This window comes from Mangrovivirga cuniculi (assembly GCF_005166025.1).
Lineage (GTDB): Bacteria > Bacteroidota > Bacteroidia > Cytophagales > Cyclobacteriaceae > Mangrovivirga > Mangrovivirga cuniculi.
The window spans coordinates 832,629-856,004 of sequence record NZ_CP028923.1; the positions used below are offsets into that span (position 1 = coordinate 832,629).

Below are 23,376 nucleotides of genomic sequence, written 5' to 3' on the forward strand. Positions count from 1 at the left end.
GAGTTTTTTATTTTGTTTTTTATTTATTTTTTCAATTTCTGCACAATCACCCAAAGTGCCGGAAGTCATCCATTTCGCAGATCTCAAACTCAAACTAAGTAATAAACTTCAGAAGGAAATTCAGGCTGAGGTTGACAACCTAACGAGATATCCGAAGTATTTTAATATTAAAGTCGACAGGGCATTAATGTATTTTCCATTGATCGAGAGGGTTTTTCGTCAGGAGAAATTACCGGAAGATTTTAAATATCTTGTATTACAGGAAAGTGCTTTAATCGGAGATGCTGTTAGTTCTTCGAATGCTGTCGGTTACTGGCAATTCAAAGATTTCACTGGTCTTGAAGTTGGCTTAAAGATTGACAGGCGCATTGATGAGCGTATGCATATCGTTCGGGCGAGTGAAGGCGCAGCTAAATACTTAAAGACCAATAATGCATTTTTTGATAATTGGCTATATGCCCTGCAGGCATATCAAATGGGTAGAGGAGGTGCTGAAAAGGTCGTAGATAAAAGAGATTACGGTGCGAAAAAAATGAACCTGGATGCAAGTCTTTATTGGTACGTTAAAAAATTTCTTGCCCATAAAATAGCCTTTGAGCATGGAATAAAACAAAGGATGCAACCAGCGAATGATTTGGTACTCGTTGAATACTACGATGGGGCGGGACTTGACCTGAGTGATGTTTCCAAAAAACTAAAAGTATCTGAAGAGCAATTAAAGACATACAACAAATGGTTGAGGAGAGGAAATATTCCTGATGATCAAAAACTAGCCCTATTGGTACCGGTTTCGAAAGAACAGGCTAAATATTATATAAAAGGAGAACGTTTAGGAGTTCCTGAACCGACAGTCATCACCGCATCAAATAAGATTAAATCTAAGAGGTATTTAGATCCTGTAGTTGGCATAGTGCCTGCCCGGCTAAAAGTAAACGGTAGAGAAGCTATCGTGGCAGAAAAGGGTGATACCTTTGAATGGTTAGCTGTACACGCTGCGATTCCTTTAAAAAGATTTTTAAGGTATAATGATATTGAAGGCAATGAAAAAATAGAAAACGGGCAAATTTTTTATACTGAAAGGAAAAAGGGAAGGGCTAATGTTCATTACCATACCTTGAAAAAAGACGAGTCACTATGGGAAGTGTCTCAAAAGTATGGGATAAGGCTGAAATCTTTATTGAGAAAAAACAGACTTGATGGACAGAACGACATTAATGTGAAGCCTGGTTTAATTGTATGGCTGAGAGATAAAAGACCAAAAGACGAGCCTTATAAATACAAACAAACCCAGGATATCATACCAGTTGAGGATAATAAGAAAACGATCATAGCAAAATCCAATGATAAACCTGAAAACTTATCAGGCCCGATAGCAATAAATGAATCAGGGAAGCTGGCTGTAAAAGAAAATGAAAAACCGGTTGATGAAGATAATTTTGAGAAATCTGAAAATATCTCATTTAATAAACCAGAATCCAGTGCTAACCAAAATAACGTGATTCAGGGTACTTCTGACAATCAGGTTAAGAGTGATTCAGAGAATATTGAAGCCGGTAAAATAATAGAATTTGATCAGAACCAGGCAGAAACTAATGTCGAGAAGGTTAAAAATACTTCAGCAGCGAACCAGGATATTCTGACTATTGGATCTAAACAGGAATCTCCAGAGTTAGATTCTAAAAATGAGGATGATTTGGACCCATCTGTTAAGGTTTCAGCTCCGGTAAATGCTAAAGGAAAACAGCAACCAGTGAATAATGATATACCGGTTATAGCTGTTGACAGTTTGCAACCAAAAGTAGTTGTGAATGAAGATGGACTGGATGTGATAAGCTATGGTTCTAACACTGAAAGTAAGTCAGAACAGCTCGAAAACGAGACTGATAATCCTGATGAAAAAGATTTTGACCTGATAGATAGCGGGAAATCAAATACAATTAAATCTAACGAAGAGAATAAACGTGACATTGAAAGTAAAAACATACATAGGGTAGTTAGGGGAGATACTTACTATTCAATATCACGAAAATATGAGGTAACAGTAGGAGAATTACTTAGAAAGAACTCTTTATCAATTGATTCGGTTTTAAGTATCGGGCAAGAGCTTAAAATACCAACGGATGGTGAAAGTTCTGACTCTGATTTGATAGAAGCCAGGGCTTATAATAAAGTGGATAATTCCAAAGGTGATGACTCGTCTGTGTCAGGATTTGAAGTTTACATTGTAAAAAAAGGTGATAGCCTGTATAAGATTGCCAGAGAGAACGACGTTACTATACAGCAAGTGATGGATTGGAATGGAAAGGCAGATTTTAACATAAGTGAAGGGGAAAGATTGAAAATTAAAAAAGTAAAATAAGCTCGAACTATTTTACAATCGAATAGAAATTTATATTTTAGTCGAATCATAATTTAAACTTGTTTGATAGTTATTTAGTCAATTCATTACATTTTAACTTTTTATTATTTTATTATTAATATATTTGAATTGATTATCAGCAAGTAAAATAAATCAAATAGTAGTTAATGACAGCTGAAGAAAAAAGCATTGATCTGGTTATGCTGGTAGACGATAATGACACTGATAACTTTATCAGTAAGCGAATTATCGAAATTACCGGTTTTGCGAAGAATGTAGAAATAAAGAATTCAGGCAAGAGTGCTCTTGAATATATCGAGCAAAACAAGGATAACCCTGAAAAGCTTCCAAACATCATATTTTTGGATATCAATATGCCGATCGTTGATGGCTTTGTATTCTTATATGAGTTTGAAAAATTCGCAGAAATAGTAAAAGATAAGTGTAAAGTAATAATTCTGTCCAGTTCGGATAATAAGCGGGATATTGATAAAATTGTCAATAACGACCATGTTATTAAATTCATAACAAAGCCGCTTACAGAAAACGCTTTACAGGAAATAAAAGAAATGGGAGTAGCGTAGTTGCTACTCTTTTTTTAAGATTCCGGGTCCAGACCTAATTTATCAATCAAAGATTGCAAGAGAGGGACTTCATTTTTTAAATAGTCGAATTTATCCCTGTCTGTATATAGTTTATTTCCTGAACTTTGATTTGATGTTAATTCATGAGTAAGAGAAAGTTCCGGATGGTTTATACGACTTTTCAAATAACCGAAAATCTCACCTTTCCTTTCAATAAATAATTCTTCCTGCACGCTACTATTGATGCTCAATACCACTTGACCATTTTCTCCTAATCGGAATGGTTGTTTAAGCATTACCTGAAGTAAAGCACTCGAATTTTTCACCTTCTCCTGTAATTCTTTAAAAGCAGTTTCTATATTTTCTTTACTGAAAGAAAGTTTTTCGTTTTGCCTGGAGTCATTTGCAAAATCCTGGGTTCTGTCATTCTCCTCTTTTTCAGATTGTTGCTTGGGAGAAGAATATGCGGATTGACTAACCTTACTTTTTAAAGCGTCAAGGCTTGGGAGTTTAGCTGATTTCTTTAAATTATTTTTCAGCCCGGCTTTTACTTCGGTTCCTAAAGTTTTATTAGAAGATTTTGATTTTATCTTTTCAAGATCATCGGAAGAAGGCTTACCTCGTTCCGGCTTTTCAGATTCTTTTATACTTGTCTTCTCTTCAACTTTAGCCTGACTTAACTGACTACTTTTTTTTTAATTCTGCAGCTAATGATAATGCCGATGGAAGATTGGCTAGTTTCATCAGGGTCAGCTCGATTAATAATCGCTGATTTTTGCTGCTTTTAAATTGAATGTCAGCTTGATTGCAGAGATTTAATGCACTAAGAATAAAAGATTGAGAAACCGACTGAGCTTGTTCGTTATACTTCTCTTTAACCTTGTCTGAGACGTTTAAGAGATTAATAGTCTCTTTGTCTTTGCACATCATCAGGTCTCTGAAATGGCTTGATAAACCATTGATAAAATTGTGACTATCAAATCCTTTACTGATGATTTCATTATAGATCAATAAAGCCTGTGCACTGTTTTGATCTTTTAATGCATCGGTAACCCTGAAATAGTAATCATAATCCAGAATGTGAAGATTGTCGATAGTAGTTTTATAATCGACACTTCTATCTTTCGAGAAGGTAACGATCAAATCAAAGATCGATAAAGCATCTCTTAATGCACCATCAGCTTTCTGAGCAATGAGGTGAAGCGCTTCAGGTTCTGTTTGTATTTCTTCCCTGTCAGCAATTTGTTTTAAATGATCAGCAATATCGCTTACCTGGATACGGTTAAAATCATAGATCTGACAACGAGAAAGAATCGTTGGAATGATTTTGTGCTTTTCGGTAGTTGCCAGAATGAATATGGCATATGGAGGAGGTTCTTCTAATGTCTTTAGAAAGGCATTGAAAGCAGCATTTGAAAGCATATGAACCTCATCAATAATGTAAACTTTGTAGTCACCGTGTTGAGGAGGGTATCTTACCTGGTCGACAAGATTCCTAATGTCATCAACTGAGTTGTTAGAAGCAGCATCAAGTTCGTAGATGTTCATTGAACTCTTTTCAGAACCTTGCTCGAACCCGTTGATTAACCTGGCTACAATACGCGCACAGGTAGTTTTACCAACACCTCTAGGTCCGCAAAAAAGTAAGGCCTGGGCCAATTGATTTTTATCTATCGCATTTTGAAGTGTTGTGGTAATATGACTTTGACCGACAACTTCGTCAAAACCTTTGGGTCTGTATTTTCTAGCTGAGACTACAAAATTTTCCATCGCTGCAAGATAAAAAGTTTATGGAATTTGAAAGACTAAAAAGCAATTTTCTTCCAGTCAAATTTTTAATATTTGAATTTTGACTTATATAAAACTAAACTAACAGACTTGTCAATTTAGTTGAATAATAAATCTTTGCTAATTTAGTCTTTGGGATTTTATTTTTACGCAATATCAATTATGAAAAAGCTAATATTTATTTTTTCACTGTACGTATCGATAACAAGCATTTCGTTTTCACAAACTTATAAACCATTTAGTGTTGATCTTGGCTTGGGACTTGGAATTCCTTCAGATAATGCTTTTGACATCGGTTTATTGATGTTTTTAGAACCAAGTTATAAATTTACTGATCAAATTGAAGGGTCTTTAAAATTGGAATATGGTGCGTTTGGAGGTTCGGATAATTATTCCAATAATATTTCTGTAGCAGGATTAGGGTCTTATTTAGTAGGAGGAAAATATTATTTTAATCACAATGATGTCCGCTTCTTCGGAGGATTGGGATTGGGGGTTTATCAGTTAGGATCATTTACTTACCGGGATGGAGCAAATAATGAATATGATGGTGAATATGGTGGTAAGTTTGGTTTTGCCCCAGAGCTGGAATTTTAGTTTTTGATTATTTTAGATTTTATACAGAATACAATGTAATTCTTGGAATCAAGGAAAGTTTACCAGGTAAAAATTACTTGTCTGTAAAGATGGCTTTGGTTATCGGAGGAGGAAAGGTAGAATGATGTCACTTGGATTCTTCTGGTATTGTAACTTTAGAAAAATAGTTTCGTTAGTTTAAAAGGATATAAAATAAAGACAATAGAGAGTTGTAGTTATTTTACTATCTTTGGAAGCTCCATGAACGAATGGGGCCGACCGGTTTTGACGGTAAGATGAGTCATGTACTTGCGTGCCGGGTGGTGAGTGTACATCCGTAATCAATGCACTTAAACTATAATTGGCGAGAATAACTACGCCATGGCTGCCTAATTCAGACTTTTTATAAGCTGAATAAGGGCTTAAACGGTTGAGTCGACGGTAAACATCGACTCCCGAGCCACATCTCACAGCGCTTTGTTTTGTCGGCGCTGACTCGAGGTGACGATCAGGCAAAACTAGCGCCACGATGCTGCTAAGTGGTTGCGAAATTTAAGCAGATAAGCTGTAGATAGGAATGTTGCCTTTCCAGTCTGCAGTCGAAAACCTGACAGGCAACTACGCATGTAGACGGTGCATAGGTTCGCTTATCCGGACGAGGGTTCGAATCCCTCCGGCTCCACAAATGAATCCTTAATGAATTAAAGCAGTTACGTTGAAAAAATGTAGCTGCTTTTTTATTTAAGGCCGGAGGGATTGCTGCCCTGCAGGCCTGCTCCTCACTAAAACACTTCACAGGAGTGTTTTTTATACGCTCGGCCACCCGTCCGGCTCCACAATTTGAATCTCAAAAGGTATAAAGCAGCTACTATTTTTATGGTAGCTGCTTTTTTTATGTATTGCTGGAGGGATTGCTGCCCTGCAAGCCTTGCTCCTCGCTAAAACACTTCACAGGAGTGTTTTATAACGCTCGGCCACCCATCCGGCTCCACAATTTGAATCTCAAAAGGTATAAAGCAGCTACTATTTTTATGGTAGCTGCTTTTTTTATGTATTGCCGGAGGGATTGCTGCCCTTCAGCCTTGCTCCTCGCTAAAACACTTCACAGGTACGTTTTTTAGGTATCCGGTTATGACCAAGAGGATTCCAGGAAATTTACAAATTCTTTTTTAGGTAGGGAGTATAATTTTTTACCGTATTTTATTGCCTCTTGTTGGTATTCCATTCTTTGAGAACTAATAATAGCTTTTAATAGCTTACTATCCTCTTCAGATTCAAAACGGTGTTCGTTATTATCAATTACATTTTTTAGCATAAACAAGTCACGGTCATCACCCAGGAAATCAGTTAGCTTGTGATATTCGTCTTCTAAGGGATCAATTATTTCAGGCCATAATGGTGTCAAAATGTCTAATTGATATCGTAAATATTTAACCCTTTTCCTCCATTCGTGCAATTTGGGAGGTGAAGGGTCTTCGCTAACACGACTGTATGCTTTTTTACCTCTTTTATAGACTTTAATTAAACCAGGTATTATAAATTCAAATGAATTTTCAATTTCCCAGGTTTTCATTTTTTCAAGTGTTTCTGCCACATCGTTTTTTATCTCCTGAAAGATATTCTCCATGCGTTTCATTTCTTGTAACCGATCTCTTTTCTCTATAAGAAAATTAGTGAATGGCTTAAAGGTATTTTTATATAGCTGATTGCTATATGTTGATTTTAGGTCTTCGATAGCCTCAATTACAGAAGTAGCATCTCTTACATCAGATAACATTCTGCCAGCATCCCTGTATACCACATTATATTTCTTATAATCATCAAAATTGCCACGGATCAGACGCAAAGCACCTCTCAGCTTTTTGAGACATTTTCTTATTTCATGGATTTTCGTTTTAAGATCTGATTCTGGATCATCAATAATTTCAATTATTGATTCAGCATTATCATTTAAGTATGTTCTTATTTGAATTGAAATATTTAACATTCAGATACTATTATTTTAAATCAAATAATTTAGCCATTAACCTGTTTATTACTAAGATCAAAAGGGTAGCGCCTACTGCGATATAATACTGATCCAATGCTATTGAAATACCTATACCTAAAGAAAATAATAAAGTAGCTGCTGTGGTTAATCCTTTTACACCTTCACTCTTCTTAAGGATCGTTCCTGCGCCAATAAAACTGACACCCACAACCAGAGCCTGCAGAACCCTTATCGGGTCTGTGGTTATTATATCTGCTGCATTTTTGATCTGAACAAAATCAACCAGTGGAATGGTTAAAGAAACTATTAAGCAGGCTGCTCCTCCAACAATCATGTTAGTCCTGAGGCCGGCAGGCTTTTCAGCACTTTCCCTTTCATACCCTACAGCGGCACAAAGTATCGTTGCCACGGTAACATCTAAAAGAGTAAATAACTGATAGCTAATTTCTTTTGACATGTTAAATCATTATTTGTCTCTATTAATCTAGAAAAAATAGGCAACTGTACAAAGCTATTTATATATGAAAAATATAATTATTTGGAAAAATAGTGACATTTTGGTTAACTTATAATACCAGCTTAAAAATAAGCGAAGAGTCTATCAATCATTCATCAATAAAACCAAATAAAATTATGGGAATAGTAAAAGTTATAGAAGTAATAGCTACATCTGATAAAAGCTTTGACGATGCCGCAGCAAATGCTGTGAAAGAAGCAGCTAAAACTGTTAAAAATATCAAATCGATCTACATAGAAAATATGAATGGAAATGTAGAAGGAGATAAGATTATAAGTTATGGGGTTAATGCCAAAATTTCATTCGAAATCGGCAGTTGAAAAACATTAATAAAAATTAAATAAAAAGGCAATACCTGTTAGAAGTATTGCCTTTTTTAATATAAATACCTGTAAATCATCGATAATTTGCAATAGCAAAAGCGGTATCAGATTTGTTTCATTTATCACAAAAGAGCGGGTTTTATATTAGTATTATTCATCATATTTTTAAAACAATTCCTATTATTTACGTATATTATAATAAGCAGATACCCACCACAAGTTGTTTTAATCATTGAGTTTTAAGTTTTAAATAACTAAAGCTGTGGCGTATGGAAAAATTTTACAAAACAAGAAAAATATTTGCGCAATCCTTGCTACTCATTTTAATTTCCGCTATAATATCGTGTAGTAGCGATGACTTTATTGAGGAACCTTACAGGTCTGACTCTGAATTTGTTGGAGTCTGGGAATTTGAAAAGGCTACCCTTTATAGCGCCAGCGGAGATTTGATTATTGACAGGAGCACATGTGGGCAGGGTAATGAGATCGATCGTTTAGCAACTGATTTTGTTTTTTATCCAGATGAAACAGCAGAAGCTCTCCCTATATGCCCAGATGTCCAAAGGTTGGATTTTGACAGATTTATTCAAACAGAAAATTCCATCACATTGTATTATAATGATCGTACAGAAACTATTACTTATGGTATAGATTCTATCACAGAATCTCGAATCATTATTTACAAGGATGGAAAATGGATACATTTACGTAAAACTGAGGATTTATAATCTGAGCAATAATTGAATTTAAATTCATTTACTAGTAGCCATAGGCTTTTCCTGGTTACCGATCGATATTTTACCATTAATAAGCGCCCCTGCTTCAACTTTAAGATCATTTGATTTAATTTCACCAGTGATCTTTGCTGTACTTTTACATATCACCTTGCTTTTGCAAGCAACGTTACCCGCTATAGTTCCCTCAACATCAAGTTGACCACATGTAATATTGCCCTGAACCTCTCCCTTTGATCCAATTATTACTCGGGAGCCTTAAGAATATCTCCCTCAATTTTACCTTCGACGCGTAAAAGATCGTTAGATTCAACGTTACCTTTTAATGAAGTTCCGGAGCTCACTATACTACCTGCCCCGGCAGATTGTCTATCTTCCGCTGCCATATTTTGTTTATTTGAATTAAACATTACTCTGTATTTAATTTTCTAAGTTTTGATCAATAATAATTTCTCAATGGATGTATATTTGATATCTTACTATTTTATTACTAAAGTTAAGATATGAATAGCCTCGAAAAGCATTCATCATATATATACGTTAAGGTTTATCGTTTTATTTTACTCACCTCTTTAATTTTGCTAATCGCATTATTAATGAATGCGGAAACTTATTCCTCGGTCATAGCCGGAGGGTTGTCATTTATAGTTTTATTTATTTATTACTTAATAGATCCTAAAGGGAAATTTAGACTCAGTAAACATATACTTTTTTATATTTACATTGGTCTGGTTTCAGTAGTAACTATTTCCTCAGAATTTCTAACCACCTCCCATTTAGTAGCATTCAGGTATTCTGTCCATATAGTATTAATTGGGGCTTGTATCATCCCGTTACTTACCGGAGCTTCACTAAGAAGTAAAGCTAACTACTATAGTAATATAGTCATAATACTGCTACTTATTGCACTTTTAGATATTGTATATCCCTTGCTTCATGACACGGATTTATGGATAAGTTTTTCACAACATTTACTATACGGATACTATGTTGTTGTCGCCCTGGCTACCTTTACATTGTCTTATGCATTTAATCATCAAATAATAAAGTATAATCTACTTAAAGCTAAAATTGATAATATTCGTAGCAAAAACCTGGAATTACAGGATGAAAGCAACAGGTATAAATCACTAATAAATAGAGTTGATAACGATAATAAGAAATTAAGCAGGGCCCTTTTTGATAAAAATGCGGATAATGAGGTATTAAGGGATGAGATAGCCTATAGAGAACAACAACTTTTCGAATCGCAAAGGATGACCAGGACAGGGGTAATTGAGATTAGCCTTGAGAATCAGGAAGTGGAATTGTCTCCGATACTATGTGAGCTTTTTAATATCTGTTCAAATAGCCATAAAATTGACCTCGAAACATTTGTCGACACTATCGATCTGGATGATTCTGCTAAATTCTTTAAAGCAATGGAAGGGGCTAGTCAGGGAGGTGATACCTTCGAATTAGAGATTACCCACATTACTCAGGATAACACCAAAAAGATTTTCAAGTATACCGGGAGACCAAGCTATAGTGAGCGAGGAACAATAAAGGGGGTTTATTCCATGGTTCAGGATATTACCGATATAAAGCAAAGAGAAAAGTTGTTTTTCCTTAAAAAGCAACAACTTGAATCTTTTGTTAAAACGGTGCCGGTGCCATTGGCCATGTTTGACAAGGAGATGAACTTTATTGCTGCAAGTGGCAAATGGGTGGATGATTATAATTTGAGAGAAAAAGAATACTTAGGCAGGCCTTATTATGATTTGTTTCCAAATGCATCACAGGAATGGCGAAATATCCATAGAAGGTGTCTGAATGGAGCCATCGAATATGAAGAGGAAGAAATGATCATCGACAAAAAGGGAAACAAAAGATGGTTTAGATGGGAGGTAAGACCTTGGTTTGACGAAAATTATGAAATTGGAGGAATAATTATTTTTTCTGAAGAAATAACAAACTGGAAAATCCAGGAAAATGAACTGATAGATAGCAAAAAGCGAGCAGAAGAATCTTCAGAAGCAAAAGCATTCTTTTTATCCACAATGAGTCATGAAATAAGAACACCACTTAATGCAGTGATTGGAATGACCCATTTACTACTGGATGAGTCTCCAAAGCCTGAACAAATTGAAAGTTTGAAAACATTAAAATTTTCAGCTGATAATCTGTTGGTATTGATTAATGATGTTCTTGATTTTAATAAAATTGAAGCAGGAAAAATCTCAATCGAGAACATTGATTTTTCACTTCCGTCTCTTGTCAGTGGTATTCGCCAGTCATTATCACCTAAAGCAGAAGAAAAGAACATTTCTTTCAAAGTAAGGATAGATATGGGTATCCCTGACATAGTTATTGGTGATCAGGTCAGGTTAGGTCAGGTTATCACAAATCTTGTAAGTAACGCTATAAAATTTACTGACAGGGGCTCTGTGATACTGGATATCGGACTTGAATCGGAGGATGAAGAGTCGGTGTTTATTTCTTTTGCTGTTGAGGATACTGGTATTGGTATTCCTGAGGAAAAGCATAAGCTTATCTTCGAAAGATTCGAACAAGCAGGATCTGATACTACCCGAAAGTTTGGTGGGACAGGGCTGGGACTTGCTATTACTAAGAGATTACTCGAATTAATGGGAAGTGAGATCAATTTGGAAAGTTCATACGGTGAAGGCTCTAAATTTAGTTTTGTTTTAAAACTGAAGAAAAGCAGTAAATTAATTTTAGGTGATGGTATTAGTGAAGTTAATTCTAAAAACACCGGAGTATTAAAGGGTATAAAAGTACTTGTCGCAGAGGATAATCCGGTAAACCTAAATATTGCCAAACGATTTTTATTAAAGTGGGGCATGCTGATTGATACTGCGATAAATGGAGAAGAAGCAGTGGAAAAGGCTTCAATAAATGAGTATGACCTTATTTTAATGGATCTTCAAATGCCAGTAATGGATGGTATTAAGGCTGCGAGAAGAATTCGGGCACATACTAGTAGTAAAGTAAATAAAGTGCCTATTATAGCTCTAACTGCCCATGTACTTGATGAAGTAAGGGAAAAAGTAGAAAATGCTAAGATGAATGACCTGATCTCTAAGCCTTTTCATCCGGCAGATCTTTATAAAAAGATATCTAAGTTTGTAAAATCTGACAGAATAAAAGAACCTCAAGACATGATTCCCGGGGATCCGACTGAAGGGTTGATTAAAGATTCATTGATAAACCTCCAAAAAATAGACTACCTGACAGATGGAAACCAAACCTTCGAGGAAGAATTTGTAACTTCATATATAACTCAGTTGGATGAATTTAAGGTAAGGTACAAATTACCTTATCAAGAGGAAGATTATGATGTAATTTCTGATGTCGTGCACAAGATAAAATCAATGCTTAAATTCCTGGAAGCAAACGAATTGCTGGATCAGATTAATAATTCCAGAAAAGCATTGGAAAATGGTCTTACTACAGAAGAAAAGGAAGCTGAAGTTGAAAAAGTCTTTAATACGATAGATAACATTATTAATATACTGAAGAAAAGAATTGACAACGTAGAAATATGAAATATTTAATTTATTCACTTTCGTTTATTTGTTTATTGTCATTAGGTAGCTGTGGTGATAACCAGGAATCTGAAGAGGACCTTAGTTCAAAACGTGATTCTCTATACAATGTAGTGATGCATGAGCATGACGAACTTATGAACCCTGCCACGACATTAAATAAAATGCGAAGTAATGTTGAAAAGCAGCTCGATTCAATTTCAGTAGCAGGAGATACTGTTAATAACGTTTATTATACAAATCTTAAAAAAGCGCATCTCGAGATATTGACAGCCCAAAATGAAATGAGAGCGTGGATGATGAATTTCAAAAGGAAAGGAGTTGCAAAGGATAAGGTTACAGAATACGATGCTATGGTAGATACTATGGCAATCGAATACCTTGAGGGAGAATATATCAAGCTACAGGAGCTAAGAAAAACAACTGAAAAAGCATTGCAGGCTGATAGTCTGGCTAATTAAATAAAGCCTCATTTTGAGGTTTTATTTTAATCTTCGCAATTTTCAGATGCTTCGCTAACCATTTTTTGAGTAATTAAGCCTTTTTCATTCCCCCAGGAGTTATATACATAGGTCATAACTTCTGCTACTTCCATATCTGATAAATAACCCAGGGCTGTCATAGGTTGATTATACTTTTTACCATTGACAACGATCTCTCCTTTTAATCCATATCGAATAATGCAAACAGTTCTGTCAACATCATTAAGCATATAGTCAGATTTGGCCAGTGGAGGAAATAAAGAAGCCAGGCCTTCACCGTTTTCCTGATGGCAATTGCTACAATGCTTTTTGTAAAGCTGTTCTCCTGCGATCATATAGTGCTTAAATTTCATTTCATTTGATGCAGTGCCTGATCCTTCAGAGTCGGAACTACCTGATTTTGAATTACAAGACATAGTAACAAAAAATATGAGTACAGGAAGATAACTAATATATTTCTTCATAATTAATTTTTTAAAAGTCTGTCGATATCGTTCATCATTCGGTTGACATCATCTTTTTTAGTTCCGTCATACATTCCACGCGGTCTTCCTTTTTCATCAACTAATACAAATGCACCACTATGTGCAAAGCCTCCCGGAGCCTGAGGATCCTCGTAAGCGGTAACCATGTATTCTTTTTCAGCGAGCTTAAAGATCTCATCAAGCTCTCCAGTCATAAATAACCATTGATCATTGTCTACACCTAGCTTATTCGCGTAGTCTTTTAATGCAGGAACAGTATCATTATAAGGATCGATGCTATGAGATAGTATCAACAGGTCATCATTCCCTTTATATTTTTCATAAACCCTCAGCATTTGTGCAGCCATGGTTGGGCAAATAGAAGGACAGGTTGTAAAGAAAAAGTCTGCCACGACAATTTTACCTTCAATATCATCCTTTGTAACTGTGTTGCTATCCTGATCCACAAGGGTGAAATCACCTATCGTATGATAAATAGTATCAGTAATTTCTTCACCATTAATTACGGTGTCTTTTACCTGGAAATTACCGATATAACCCAATTTTTTGTTGGGTTCATCAATAGAGATGATTTGTCCCGAACCGCTTTCGTTATTTTTATTGCACGCAGCTACAGATGATAATATCAAAAGCGCTGCCAAATATTTTCTTATCATATTAACCTTAATTTTTTCTGTATTTTTTATATAATTTGATTCCTAACATTAACAGAATCATTACTGCAAAAAGCCCGATTACACCATATACCATATCTAGTGCACTTTTAAGTACCACAATGAAAGTAATGGAAATTAGAAACAAGGTAGCTCCTTCATTAAACATTCTTAATTGATCAGAAGTATAGCCCACTTTTTCATTTTGCAAGTTTCGGTAAATTTTCCAGCACCAATAGTGATATCCATATAATCCGGCTACCAATGCTAGTTTAACCCATAACCATCCGCTAATGTTACCTAATTCATAAACCATCCAGAATCCGAAGATTGCAGTTAAGATTGATGCCGGAACTGTTATGATCTTCCATAGCCTGGCCGTCATTAACTTCAACTGATCGCTGAGCACAGTTTTTTCAGGTTCTTGTTTTTCGGTAAGAGCTTCTGTATGATAAATAAAAAGCCTTACAATATAAAAAAGACCTGCAAACCAGCTTACAACGAAAATTATATGAAGTGCTTTTGCGTATAGGTAGAAACTCATTCTAGTATATTACCGTTATAAATGTATTACGGTTCAAAAATAGTGATGTTTATTGAATTCAATAGTAATTAATTGAAAAGCAATATTAAAAAATCATATATTTAAACTAAACGATAGATATTTCTTTACAAAGCATTAATTTTTCAAGCATGAACAATGGGAATGATTTATGGTATTTTGAAAATGTAGATCTTTTTGGAGTGATGTGTCCTCACAAATTAGGAGCAGCAGCTGGTAAGGACCATGAGATGATGAAGTTTGATAAAGACGAATTCATTTATTTCCCTAACGATACGTCAGATCAAATTTACCTGGTAGCCGAGGGTAGAGTAAGAATTGGAAATTATAGCGAAGATGGAAAAGAAAATCTTAAAGTTATTCTTGGGAAAGGGGAGTTATTCGGAGAACTGGCCCTGAGCGGTGAAGGAAAACGAAATGATTTTGCCCAGGCTATGGATAAGGAAACTATCGTATGCCAGATGACAATCGATCATATGGAAGAACTTATGAGGGAGGATCAAACTCTTAGTATAAAGTTGCTCAAACTCGTTGGTTTTCGCCTTAAAAAAATGGAGAGAAAGATTAATTCGCTTGTCTTTAAAGATGCCAGAACCAGGATTGTTGAGTTTTTAAAAGAGCTGGGCGAAGAAAAAGGGACCAAAGTTGGATACGAAATAATGGTTAAAAATCACCTGACCCATAAAGATATTGCAGCATTGACCGGAACCTCAAGACAAACCGTGACAACAGTCTTAAATGAATTAAAAGACCAGAACTTAATTAATTTTGACAGAAGAAGGATTCTGTTTAGAGATCTTGAAGCACTGGCCTAGTCCGCCCAGTAATCATCTCTGTTGGATGATTTTAACTTCCAAATTCTTCCATCGCTGGATTCCATTAATATCATTTTATGCGGATAATCTTTTTGAAAAAGATAATTAACTTCTCCAATATGCGGACCCTTGACCTGGACTGACCAGCCATCATCTGTTTCGGAAATTTTAAAATCAGATTTCTCTATTATTGGCTTGGACGCTTTGGAGGTCATTCGTGATTTCATGACAGGTGCAGAAAATGCTAGACCATCTTTAAATTTTAACGCACGCAATGTAAATACTAATTGATCTTCTATGAGGCAGAGTTTTTTTATCTGTCTTTCGCCTCTTCCTTCACCATCCCAATAGCTGTTATAATTCTCATCAAAACCATAAGATTTTTTTCTCATAGCTTTAAAGGTGGTTCCACACCACTCCTGAGAAGAAACAGTTAATTTATGAACCATATCCGGATTTTGCCTTTTAAAAAAAATGCTCATCAAAAAATGGTAGGGATATCGATGTGTTGGGATATCTGAAAACAAGTTTACCTTAATTACTTCAAAAAGGTCCTCACGCTCATAATTATCAGTTTTAACCTGAAACTCCTTATTGAAAGTCTCTTTAACTGCTACATAAACTTGCTCATAATTTCTGGGTTCACCATAAATCACGCGTTGAGCATCATAAATATTGACCTCCGCTAATCCATCATCCCATAAACTATTATTAGTCCAATCATTATTAAAGTGCTCACTCCAGGAAAGTTCTTTATTTTTCTTTAATCCGCTTTCGGTATGGCAGGAAAAAGCTACGAAGGTGATCAATATCATTAATTTCCTCATAATGATCCTTGGTTAATAGAGTTCAAGTCTTCTAATGTATCTATATCAATTAATTGTTCAATAAAATCTATTTTAAGACCCAGCGATTTACATTTTTCAATTGTTTTATCGAGGACCTCAGGAGTGGACCACTCTATGCCAGAAAAAAGTTCATCGTTAATGGATTTCAGGCCCAAAAGGTAATATCCACCATCATTTGAAGGGCCGATTACTACATCACTATCATCCAGTTTTTTAGAGGCTTTTTCAAGGTGCTGAAGCGAAAGATCATAGCAATCAGAACCGATAATAATGATTTTATTTGCTTCGGTTTCCTCTTTTACTTCAACAAACGCATCGAGCATTTTTTTTCCGAGGTCTCCGTTGCTTTGAGTTTTTTTGATAACCCAGGGAAATGAGAAATAATCATTTTTGCCCACCTGGTCTTTATAATAAACAAATGTCGGCCATTGACTTTCTTCAATTATATCCGCAGTCTTTTGTAATAACTTTTTATAAACCTCCAGGGCTTTTTTATCACCAATATCCTTTGCAAGCCTGGTCTTAACTTTACCTATTTCAGGTTGTTTTACGAATACTATTAATTTAGTCTCGGTCATCGTTTCAATGGGTTGTTTTTAAATTTAACCCAATTCAAATCAAATAAAAAGGTAATGAAGACTGCAGAATATTCGATATAAAGCAGAAGTGAGGATTCATTGTAACCTTTTTCATTATATCCCAGGTAAGTATAAAAGATAAAGAAAGACCAGATAATTCCGGATTTGTAATTATTTATAACTGATAATCCAACCAGCGGAATTACATACCATGGGTGGACCGTTGTGGCAAAAATCAGATAAATAGCCCATAACCAGAATAGTATTTTAGAGGCTTCTTTTTTACGGTAAATCCACGATATTCCGAGGATAATCGAAGTTGTAACAATTGAAAGATAAGGACCCAGCGTTTGAATGGTGTTATACCCTTTTATCATATAACCCACCTCTCTCAGGAGATAATATACCGAGGCGTTAAATTCAAACTTCCGAAAGTAAAGGGAAGTACTTTCAATAATTCCATCAACAAAGGATGAACTATATAGCGGAAAAAATAATACCAGAGTGGTTATGATTGATCCCAGAAGAAAAGGGAACAATTTTTTATCACGAATTGAGTTGAAGAGTAAAAAAGGGCCAAAAATGAGTGGCAATAATTTGATCGCGACCGAAACTCCCAGAGCAATTCCTGCAAGCAAATATTTTTTTACATGGGCGTAATAGACAAGAAATACCAGTACAGGAACGAGCATAATCTCAAAATGGGCATTGCCGGCACCTTCTATTATAACCAGCGGGTTGAGTAAATAGATAGTGAGCCATTTGGAGATATTTGGGTTGTTCACTTTTAATCGTCTGCCTGCTTTCAGTATTGTCAGTTCAGTAGCTACCAGGATGGACTTAATGAAAATTATTGGAGCAGATAATGAAATAGGCAGTAAGTAAGATGATAAGTATCCAATTGCCTGGTAGACTGGCGGGTATATGGTGTGATATTGCTTTGAATTAAGTTCGCTATATAGTTGCTGAACATTTTCAGGAAGATCAGAATTATTCATAATCTCTTGAGGAGTCGAAGAAAATGGATGAATGCCTTCTCTCCATAAGGCACCATCCCAAATAAATCTGAAAATATCCTCTGAAAGCCATGGGATAATAAATATCAGTATAATTCTGATAAATATTGCTGTTCCTATTTTAAAGTCATTGTTGATGGTATTAAAAACCATGACCAGGTATCCTGAAAAAGCAACGAGATAAGTTATCAGTAAACCGAAATCATTATTTCTTTCTATGAAAAGTCCCTGGATAATAATTCCGGAGATAAGGAGAGTAGCTCCAAGAATATTCTTAGTACCAACAGATTGAAATCCTGGTTTCATTTTTATATCAGGTTGCTTTAGCTGAGTGGTAAAAAACCATTGAAAAACCTGTTGCTAGCATAAAGTGAAATAGGATCATTCCGTAATCTCCTATAAAAACACCATAAGCTATTCCAAATAAAAAATAAAGAGCAAGGACTGCTTCTAAAAGAATCATCGGAGAAAAAGTAAGATTCAGATATCGATTATTTCTCCATGATTTTTTGTCTGAGACATTAAATTTAGGAGTCCTGATGAACGGAGATCGTTTTCCTATCCATCCTTCAAATACTGCTATAGCATTATGAAGAGACAACCCCATAGACATAGTCAGAAAGAGGAAATATGTTTTAAGAAACTTCCAGAAGGATGATTTTTTTGATTTCCCTATTTGCTTATTGGCCTCCCAGAAATAGTACGATAACCCCAGAAAGCCAATTAAAAATACTGTTCCAAGATCAAAAAGCCAGTTTAGTCCGGGAGAGGAATCTTTAATATAAAGTAAGGGTACACTGATAATAGCTGCGACCAATAGAAAAAGAAATACACTGGAGTTCAAAAGGTGAAAAGTGCCGTGAATCTTATTCTTAAGAGGAAGCTCAGTTTGCCAAAGTTTGCTGAGATGTTTACGTGCAGTTTCGGCAGCACCTTTATTCCATCTAAACTGTTGAGATTTTACCGCAGGCATAATAATCGGGAGTTCTGCCGGAGATACGAGGTCTTCCAGATAATGGAACTTCCATCCCGAGATTTGGGCTCTATAAGATAGATCCAGGTCCTCAGTGAGGGTATCATCATTCCATCCACCAGCATCAATTATACAGTTTTTTCGCCAGATGCCTCCTGTACCATTGAAGTTAATAAAGCTCCCGGATGCCATTCTTCCTACCTGCTCAATGGAAAAATGCGCATCAAGCCCGAAGGCCTGCAACTTTGTGAGAATACTATAGTTTTTATTAATATGTCCCCATCGCGTTTGAACCACACCGATATCTGAATAACTGAAATAAGGAACGGTTTTCTTTAGAAAGTCCGGAGCTGGTATAAAGTCAGCATCAAAGATCGCAATAAAATCCCCATTTGCAATTTTGAGTCCATAATCAAGAGCACCAGCCTTAAAACCACTTCTATCCGGGCGAAATACATGTTTTATATCGATTCCTTTCATCTGCAGCTCTTTTATCTTCTTTGCTGCAATTTCAACTGATTCATCCGTAGAATCATCGAGTACCTGAATTTCCAGTTTATCTATTGGGTAGTCCAGTCTGCCCACTGATTCAATTAGTCTTTCAATAACATATAATTCATTGAAAACGGGTAGTTGAACTGTCACGCGAGGCCAATCATTTACCTCAGGAGATTTGAGTTTTGAACGTGTTTTAAATTTCTTATATACCTTGGTGAGATGAAGCTGCGTGAGGCTAAAGGCGAAGATAAAAAACAGCGCCACAATATAAATAATCAATATAACCAACTCCCACACGCTAATCTGCATATCTTAAAATCGTTGTAATAATTTTATATCCTGCCATCACAGTACCTTTAACAGTGCCGGAAACCTTGCTTACCCCGATCCGCTGACGGTATTTCACTGGGACCTCGGTAGATCTCATTTTATTTTTAGCAGCTTTCACCTGCATTTCTACTGTCCAGCCATATGTTTTATCCTGCATGTTTAAATCAAGTAATTTTTGGTATTTAATAGCCCTGAAAGGCCCCAGATCAGTAAAATGTTCATCGTAAAACCATCTGATCATCCTGGTTGCCAGCCAGTTTCCAAATATTTGCTGTGGAGTCATGGATCCCTTTTCCCTGTTACCCAGGGCTCTTGATCCAATCACCATATCATATCCATTCTCAGTAATGGGTTCAATTAGCTTGTAAGTTTCTTCCGGATAATCAGAATAATCAGCATCAAGAAAAACAACTATATCTGTATTATCACAAGTTTTAAGGTAATCAATACCTTTTAAACATGCTCTTCCATATCCTTTTTCAGGTTGGTCGAGCACAGTAGCACCTGCTTTTGATGCCTCTTTCGAAGTTTGATCTACAGATCCATTATTTACCACTATCACCTCTTTAACGATGTCCATGGGTATTTCATTTACGACCTTCCCCACGGCATTTTCTTCATTAAAGGCAGGTATTATTATCCTTATATCCGGCTTTCTTTTCATAAGAGGTTAAAAAATGGCAAAATTACGATCCAACATCAGTCATAACAAGGTCTGGAGCAATTCATTTAGGCCGAAACAGTGTTTTCATTACCAGTCAGAACTTTGTCTCCAAATCTTCCTTTGCCATCTTTAACTTCAAGGTTTAGTACTCCTCTTGGGCAAACCGAAGAACATACACCGCAACCAACACAGGAAGACCTGATAATATTCTGACCTCTTTGTGCATACCATCTTACATCAATACCCATTTCACAATAAGTGGAGCAGTTACCGCATGATATGCATTGCCCTCCATTTGTCGTTATTCGGAATCTTGATTTAAATCGTTGAACGAGTCCCAGGTAAGCAGCTAATGGACACCCGAAGCGGCACCAGACCCTATTACCCATAAACGGATAAAAACCGGTTCCGATCGCCCCGGAAAATATAAATCCGATACCAAACCCGTACCAGCTTCTTATATCGTAACTGCTGATGCCAATAATATTTGCTTTTCCCGTGAAATATGTATAGAGAACTGCTCCGGTCATAACCACGGAGAATACTAATACAGAATGAACCAGCACTCTTTCTATTTTCCATGATTTTAATGACTTATCACTCAGGTGTCTGTATGGATCACCGAGAGTTTCTGCTAATCCTCCGCATCCGCAGACCCAGCTACAGTACCATCTTTTACCATAAAAATAAGTAAGAAGGGGTACGCCTATTATAATCAGGATTATGCCCCAGACCATCATCCAAATACCTATCGTTCCGGATTCTATATATTCATTTATTCTGTATTCAAAGAAGAATGTGTAATCCAACGGCCAGATATTTTTAAGATCTACTGAAGGAAGATTAAGAATGTAGAGTATTTCAGGAATAATAAATGCAAAGCTGACCTGAAAGAACATTACGGATGCCGTCCTTAATAACTGATAATTACTATGACGGTATTTTTTAAACATTCTGATACCCATGATCAAAATTGCCATGGTATAGAAAAACCCATACATAAACCATTGACTTGCGGTTTCGCCTTTGATCAGCATTGTAACTGGATCAAAAAGCATTATCCATTCGATAATGTAGGCGGGAAGTTTGTATAAGAAGATATAGAAAAGAATCAGGAAGATCCCCAGGGCTATTCCAATGACACCCCGATTGGTCATTGACCTGAACATAAGGTGGTCATTTTTTATTCCTGCGGGCTGATTTTTCCATTTCTGACTGATATACATTAAAGAACCAATAATACCTAAGCTAAGAATGGCTAACAGCCATAGAAGAGTATTAGATTTGACAGGCCCTGAAAGTGAAGCTCTTGTCAATGATAAGGTGTAGTCTGTGTAAATTACTTTATCCCATTCTCCCTTATCTTTAAATTGCTGGTTTACCGATTCCTTAACTGAGTTTACTTCGGAAATAAACTCTAATTTACCGAGTTGCCTGCCATAGATTTTTTCAAGTCCGGGATACAGACTTTCTAAATGGGATGATTCATCTATTGTATTTTTGGTGATTTCACTGGTCAGCGTAAATGATGATGAGAACAATAAGCTAATGAATATTGCCAGAGAAGAACAAAATGCTATTATACCGATTTTCTGAATAGTATTCATATTATGCAAAATCTTTTTATACCAGGGTTTTTGCTGGCTTTTCATTTCAATTTCAGGATAGGTGGTCTTAAACTCTGAGATTATTTCATCTTCATAACTTTTAAAAAACTCCGGATCAAAAGTAGCTTCTTTCAATTCAGACATAACATCACCAACCGAAGCTTTCATTTTGATCTTTTTATCAAAAAACTCATGCCTCAACCTGATGCCAAAATTATTTATCCCGATAAACCTTTCTGTGTTTTTATCAAATGCGATATGTACGGCGACGTTGTTTTTGGGATGCTTCCAGTAAAATCTGTTTTCATTTTCCTGCTTTTCAGAATTAACCATTCCGTAGGTTTGATATTCTATGTCAAAGAATTTAGCCGAGTTAAACCAGGGGCCGGGATTATAATCTATGTTTTTTCCGGTTAGGATTTGAGCCAGCGTTTCCCCCATAATTCTACCCGTATACCATACTTGTTCTATGTTTCTACGGCCTTCTGGTGGATTTTTATGTTGAACACAATCTCCTATTGCATAAATATCATCAACTGATGTCCTGAACTTTTCATCGATAAGCACACCTTTATCAGTTTCAATATTTGAATCTTTTAAAAATTCAATATTTGGAGATACACCGGCAGTGATGCCAACGAAGTCAGCCTCAAATTCTTCTCCTTTTTTTGTCAGTACACTGCTAACTCTTTTGCCATTCTTACTTTTACACTCACAGGCTTCGGTATTAAACCTCAGGTCAACATGGTGTTTTCTCATATGATCAGCGATCATTTGAGCTTCTTCTTCAGGAAGTACATTTCCCCAGAAATGACTTTCACGAACCAGGAATGTTACTTTTATATCTCTGGTTCTAAGCATTTCAGCCATTTCGACACCAATGAGGCCACCTCCGATGATAATCGCCTGTTTAATTCCCTCCGTGTTTTTCTCCATCTTCTGAAGGTCCTGATAGCTGTATAAACCCTGGATACCTTCATAACCTTCTCCCGGCCATCCGAAAAAATTAGGCCTTGATCCGGTGGCAATAACCAGCTTATCATAGCTGATCTGTTCCCCAGATTCTAATTTTAGTGATTTGTTATCAGTGTTAACCTTTTTTACATGATCATACACCAGATCAATATTATTTTCAGACCAGAAAAAATCTTCATATGGCTTGGTGTGCTTATATTCCATATGTCCCATATAGATATACATCAAAGCAGTTCTGGAGAAGAAATGTTTAGTTTCTGATGAGATTATTATTAATTGATCCCGGTATCCCAATTTTCTCATGAACCTTGCAAAGGTCACACCTGAGATACCATTTCCTATGATCACGATCTTTTCCATTAATGGCAGTTATTCAATTTCAATTTCCCCAATTTATATAAAAGTAGTGGTGTTTCTGAACCTTTAATCATGTCAATTGTCCCTACGGAGACAAAAAATTTATATCGGGCG

General features: G+C 35.9%; 23 protein-coding genes and 1 other RNA gene. 9 read left to right on the top strand and 15 right to left on the bottom strand.

The window, feature by feature from the left end; translation table 11 throughout:
• Positions 1–55: 55 nt before the first annotated feature.
• Both DCC35_RS03785 and DCC35_RS03790 read left to right on the top strand, forming a co-directional pair.
• On the top strand, positions 56–2,359 hold the full coding sequence (locus DCC35_RS03785) for a lytic transglycosylase domain-containing protein (protein WP_137089536.1): 2,304 nt from the start codon (positions 56–58) through the stop codon (positions 2,357–2,359).
• Positions 2,360–2,526: 167 nt separating this feature from the next.
• Positions 2,527–2,943 carry a response regulator gene (locus DCC35_RS03790; protein WP_246070140.1) on the top strand — a complete coding sequence of 139 codons (417 nt, stop codon included), beginning with the start codon at positions 2,527–2,529 and terminating at the stop codon, positions 2,941–2,943.
• A gap of 14 nt (positions 2,944–2,957) precedes the next feature.
• Here DCC35_RS03790 and DCC35_RS03795 read toward each other — a convergent pair whose 3' ends face one another.
• Both DCC35_RS03795 and dnaX read right to left on the bottom strand, forming a co-directional pair.
• The gene (locus tag DCC35_RS03795; RefSeq protein ID WP_137089537.1) at positions 2,958–3,269 is read right to left on the bottom strand and encodes a hypothetical protein; all 312 of its coding nucleotides are present in this window, start codon (positions 3,267–3,269) and stop codon (positions 2,958–2,960) included.
• A 358-nt stretch (positions 3,270–3,627) separates the two neighbouring features.
• On the bottom strand, positions 3,628–4,713 hold the full coding sequence (dnaX, locus tag DCC35_RS03800) for a DNA polymerase III subunit gamma/tau (RefSeq protein ID WP_137089538.1): 1,086 nt from the start codon (positions 4,711–4,713) through the stop codon (positions 3,628–3,630).
• A gap of 180 nt (positions 4,714–4,893) precedes the next feature.
• Here dnaX and DCC35_RS03805 point away from each other — a divergent pair, with 180 nt between their 5' ends.
• Positions 4,894–5,328: a hypothetical protein gene (locus DCC35_RS03805; protein WP_137089539.1), complete on the top strand. Its 435-nt coding sequence runs from the start codon at positions 4,894–4,896 to the stop codon at positions 5,326–5,328.
• Between the two features lie 250 nt (positions 5,329–5,578).
• Positions 5,579–5,992, top strand: a transfer-messenger RNA (tmRNA) gene (gene ssrA / locus DCC35_RS03810).
• Between the two features lie 444 nt (positions 5,993–6,436).
• Here ssrA and DCC35_RS03815 read toward each other — a convergent pair.
• Complete coding sequence (locus tag DCC35_RS03815; protein ID WP_137089540.1) at positions 6,437–7,294, bottom strand: CHAD domain-containing protein; 858 nt, start codon at positions 7,292–7,294, stop codon at positions 6,437–6,439.
• Positions 7,295–7,304: 10 nt separating this feature from the next.
• Positions 7,305–7,754 (bottom strand): MgtC/SapB family protein, encoded by a 450-nt coding sequence (locus DCC35_RS03820; protein WP_137089541.1) that lies wholly within the window; start codon positions 7,752–7,754, stop codon positions 7,305–7,307.
• Positions 7,755–7,930: 176 nt separating this feature from the next.
• Between DCC35_RS03820 and DCC35_RS03825 the strand changes: the two genes are divergently transcribed.
• On the top strand, positions 7,931–8,134 hold the full coding sequence (locus DCC35_RS03825) for a dodecin family protein (protein WP_137089542.1): 204 nt from the start codon (positions 7,931–7,933) through the stop codon (positions 8,132–8,134).
• 272 nt (positions 8,135–8,406) lie between these two features.
• On the top strand, positions 8,407–8,865 hold the full coding sequence (locus tag DCC35_RS03830) for a hypothetical protein (RefSeq protein WP_137089543.1): 459 nt from the start codon (positions 8,407–8,409) through the stop codon (positions 8,863–8,865).
• A 24-nt stretch (positions 8,866–8,889) separates the two neighbouring features.
• Here DCC35_RS03830 and DCC35_RS03835 read toward each other — a convergent pair whose 3' ends face one another.
• Together DCC35_RS03835 and DCC35_RS20565 are read right to left on the bottom strand one after the other, a co-directional pair.
• Entirely contained in the window at positions 8,890–9,117 is a 228-nt protein-coding gene (locus DCC35_RS03835) for a bactofilin family protein (protein WP_137089544.1), read from the bottom strand.
• Complete coding sequence (locus DCC35_RS20565) at positions 9,117–9,257, bottom strand: bactofilin family protein (protein ID WP_175402705.1); 141 nt, start codon at positions 9,255–9,257, stop codon at positions 9,117–9,119. Before DCC35_RS20565 ends, DCC35_RS03835 begins: the two co-directional genes overlap by 1 nt.
• A 117-nt stretch (positions 9,258–9,374) precedes the next feature.
• Here DCC35_RS20565 and DCC35_RS03840 point away from each other — a divergent pair, with 117 nt between their 5' ends.
• Together DCC35_RS03840 and DCC35_RS03845 are read left to right on the top strand one after the other, a co-directional pair.
• Complete coding sequence (locus DCC35_RS03840) at positions 9,375–12,419, top strand: PAS domain-containing hybrid sensor histidine kinase/response regulator (protein WP_137089545.1); 3,045 nt, start codon at positions 9,375–9,377, stop codon at positions 12,417–12,419.
• The gene (locus DCC35_RS03845) at positions 12,416–12,880 is read left to right on the top strand and encodes a hypothetical protein (protein ID WP_137089546.1); all 465 of its coding nucleotides are present in this window, start codon (positions 12,416–12,418) and stop codon (positions 12,878–12,880) included. The genes DCC35_RS03840 and DCC35_RS03845 overlap by 4 nt, the downstream gene beginning before the upstream one ends.
• Positions 12,881–12,906: 26 nt before the next feature.
• Here the strand turns inward: DCC35_RS03845 and DCC35_RS03850 are convergent, their stop codons facing one another.
• The 3 genes from DCC35_RS03850 to DCC35_RS03860 are packed head-to-tail and all read right to left on the bottom strand — an operon-like array spanning position 12,907 to position 14,583.
• Positions 12,907–13,365: a c-type cytochrome gene (locus DCC35_RS03850; RefSeq protein ID WP_137089547.1), complete on the bottom strand. Its 459-nt coding sequence runs from the start codon at positions 13,363–13,365 to the stop codon at positions 12,907–12,909.
• Positions 13,366–13,367: 2 nt separating this feature from the next.
• Positions 13,368–14,042, bottom strand: coding sequence for an SCO family protein (locus DCC35_RS03855; RefSeq protein WP_137089548.1), 675 nt, complete (start codon positions 14,040–14,042; stop codon positions 13,368–13,370).
• Between the two features lie 7 nt (positions 14,043–14,049).
• Positions 14,050–14,583, bottom strand: coding sequence for a CopD family protein (locus DCC35_RS03860; RefSeq protein ID WP_137089549.1), 534 nt, complete (start codon positions 14,581–14,583; stop codon positions 14,050–14,052).
• A gap of 149 nt (positions 14,584–14,732) precedes the next feature.
• Between DCC35_RS03860 and DCC35_RS03865 the strand changes: the two genes are divergently transcribed.
• Positions 14,733–15,416 carry a Crp/Fnr family transcriptional regulator gene (locus DCC35_RS03865; protein ID WP_137089550.1) on the top strand — a complete coding sequence of 228 codons (684 nt, stop codon included), beginning with the start codon at positions 14,733–14,735 and terminating at the stop codon, positions 15,414–15,416.
• Here the strand turns inward: DCC35_RS03865 and DCC35_RS03870 are convergent.
• The 6 genes from DCC35_RS03870 to DCC35_RS21710 form a co-directional block, all read right to left on the bottom strand.
• The gene (locus tag DCC35_RS03870; RefSeq protein ID WP_137089551.1) at positions 15,413–16,243 is read right to left on the bottom strand and encodes a hypothetical protein; all 831 of its coding nucleotides are present in this window, start codon (positions 16,241–16,243) and stop codon (positions 15,413–15,415) included. The two genes, DCC35_RS03865 and DCC35_RS03870, sit on opposite strands and share 4 nt — an antisense overlap.
• Positions 16,240–16,842 (bottom strand): TIGR04282 family arsenosugar biosynthesis glycosyltransferase, encoded by a 603-nt coding sequence (locus DCC35_RS03875; RefSeq protein ID WP_137089552.1) that lies wholly within the window; start codon positions 16,840–16,842, stop codon positions 16,240–16,242. The genes DCC35_RS03870 and DCC35_RS03875 overlap by 4 nt, the downstream gene beginning before the upstream one ends.
• The gene (locus DCC35_RS03880; protein ID WP_137089553.1) at positions 16,839–18,164 is read right to left on the bottom strand and encodes a glycosyltransferase 87 family protein; all 1,326 of its coding nucleotides are present in this window, start codon (positions 18,162–18,164) and stop codon (positions 16,839–16,841) included. Before DCC35_RS03880 ends, DCC35_RS03875 begins: the two co-directional genes overlap by 4 nt.
• 7 nt (positions 18,165–18,171) lie before the next feature.
• Positions 18,172–19,638, bottom strand: coding sequence for a cellulose synthase family protein (locus DCC35_RS03885; RefSeq protein WP_137089554.1), 1,467 nt, complete (start codon positions 19,636–19,638; stop codon positions 18,172–18,174).
• Entirely contained in the window at positions 19,628–20,323 is a 696-nt protein-coding gene (locus DCC35_RS03890) for a glycosyltransferase family 2 protein (protein ID WP_137089555.1), read from the bottom strand. Before DCC35_RS03890 ends, DCC35_RS03885 begins: the two co-directional genes overlap by 11 nt.
• Positions 20,324–20,388: 65 nt before the next feature.
• Positions 20,389–23,265 (bottom strand): FAD-dependent oxidoreductase, encoded by a 2,877-nt coding sequence (locus tag DCC35_RS21710; protein WP_175402706.1) that lies wholly within the window; start codon positions 23,263–23,265, stop codon positions 20,389–20,391.
• Positions 23,266–23,376: the final 111 nt, after the last annotated feature.

Bases quoted from the DNA above. Each gene is read 5' to 3' on its own strand.
- DCC35_RS21710 (WP_175402706.1), bottom strand. From the start codon at position 23,265: ATGGAAAAGATCGTGATCATAGGAAATGGTATCTCAGGTGTGACCTTT.
- DCC35_RS03845 (WP_137089546.1), top strand. From the start codon at position 12,416: ATGAAATATTTAATTTATTCACTTTCGTTTATTTGTTTATTGTCATTA.
- dnaX (WP_137089538.1), bottom strand. From the start codon at position 4,713: ATGGAAAATTTTGTAGTCTCAGCTAGAAAATACAGACCCAAAGGTTTT.
- DCC35_RS03840 (WP_137089545.1), top strand. From the start codon at position 9,375: ATGAATAGCCTCGAAAAGCATTCATCATATATATACGTTAAGGTTTAT.
- DCC35_RS03805 (WP_137089539.1), top strand. From the start codon at position 4,894: ATGAAAAAGCTAATATTTATTTTTTCACTGTACGTATCGATAACAAGC.
- DCC35_RS03825 (WP_137089542.1), top strand. From the start codon at position 7,931: ATGGGAATAGTAAAAGTTATAGAAGTAATAGCTACATCTGATAAAAGC.
- DCC35_RS20565 (WP_175402705.1), bottom strand. From the start codon at position 9,257: ATGGCAGCGGAAGATAGACAATCTGCCGGGGCAGGTAGTATAGTGAGC.
- DCC35_RS03885 (WP_137089554.1), bottom strand. From the start codon at position 19,638: ATGCAGATTAGCGTGTGGGAGTTGGTTATATTGATTATTTATATTGTG.
- DCC35_RS03875 (WP_137089552.1), bottom strand. From the start codon at position 16,842: ATGACCGAGACTAAATTAATAGTATTCGTAAAACAACCTGAAATAGGT.
- DCC35_RS03860 (WP_137089549.1), bottom strand. From the start codon at position 14,583: ATGAGTTTCTACCTATACGCAAAAGCACTTCATATAATTTTCGTTGTA.
- DCC35_RS03830 (WP_137089543.1), top strand. From the start codon at position 8,407: ATGGAAAAATTTTACAAAACAAGAAAAATATTTGCGCAATCCTTGCTA.
- DCC35_RS03850 (WP_137089547.1), bottom strand. From the start codon at position 13,365: ATGAAGAAATATATTAGTTATCTTCCTGTACTCATATTTTTTGTTACT.
- DCC35_RS03870 (WP_137089551.1), bottom strand. From the start codon at position 16,243: ATGAGGAAATTAATGATATTGATCACCTTCGTAGCTTTTTCCTGCCAT.
- DCC35_RS03880 (WP_137089553.1), bottom strand. From the start codon at position 18,164: ATGAAACCAGGATTTCAATCTGTTGGTACTAAGAATATTCTTGGAGCT.
- DCC35_RS03890 (WP_137089555.1), bottom strand. From the start codon at position 20,323: ATGAAAAGAAAGCCGGATATAAGGATAATAATACCTGCCTTTAATGAA.
- DCC35_RS03865 (WP_137089550.1), top strand. From the start codon at position 14,733: ATGAACAATGGGAATGATTTATGGTATTTTGAAAATGTAGATCTTTTT.
- DCC35_RS03815 (WP_137089540.1), bottom strand. From the start codon at position 7,294: ATGTTAAATATTTCAATTCAAATAAGAACATACTTAAATGATAATGCT.
- DCC35_RS03820 (WP_137089541.1), bottom strand. From the start codon at position 7,754: ATGTCAAAAGAAATTAGCTATCAGTTATTTACTCTTTTAGATGTTACC.
- DCC35_RS03855 (WP_137089548.1), bottom strand. From the start codon at position 14,042: ATGATAAGAAAATATTTGGCAGCGCTTTTGATATTATCATCTGTAGCT.
- DCC35_RS03790 (WP_246070140.1), top strand. From the start codon at position 2,527: ATGACAGCTGAAGAAAAAAGCATTGATCTGGTTATGCTGGTAGACGAT.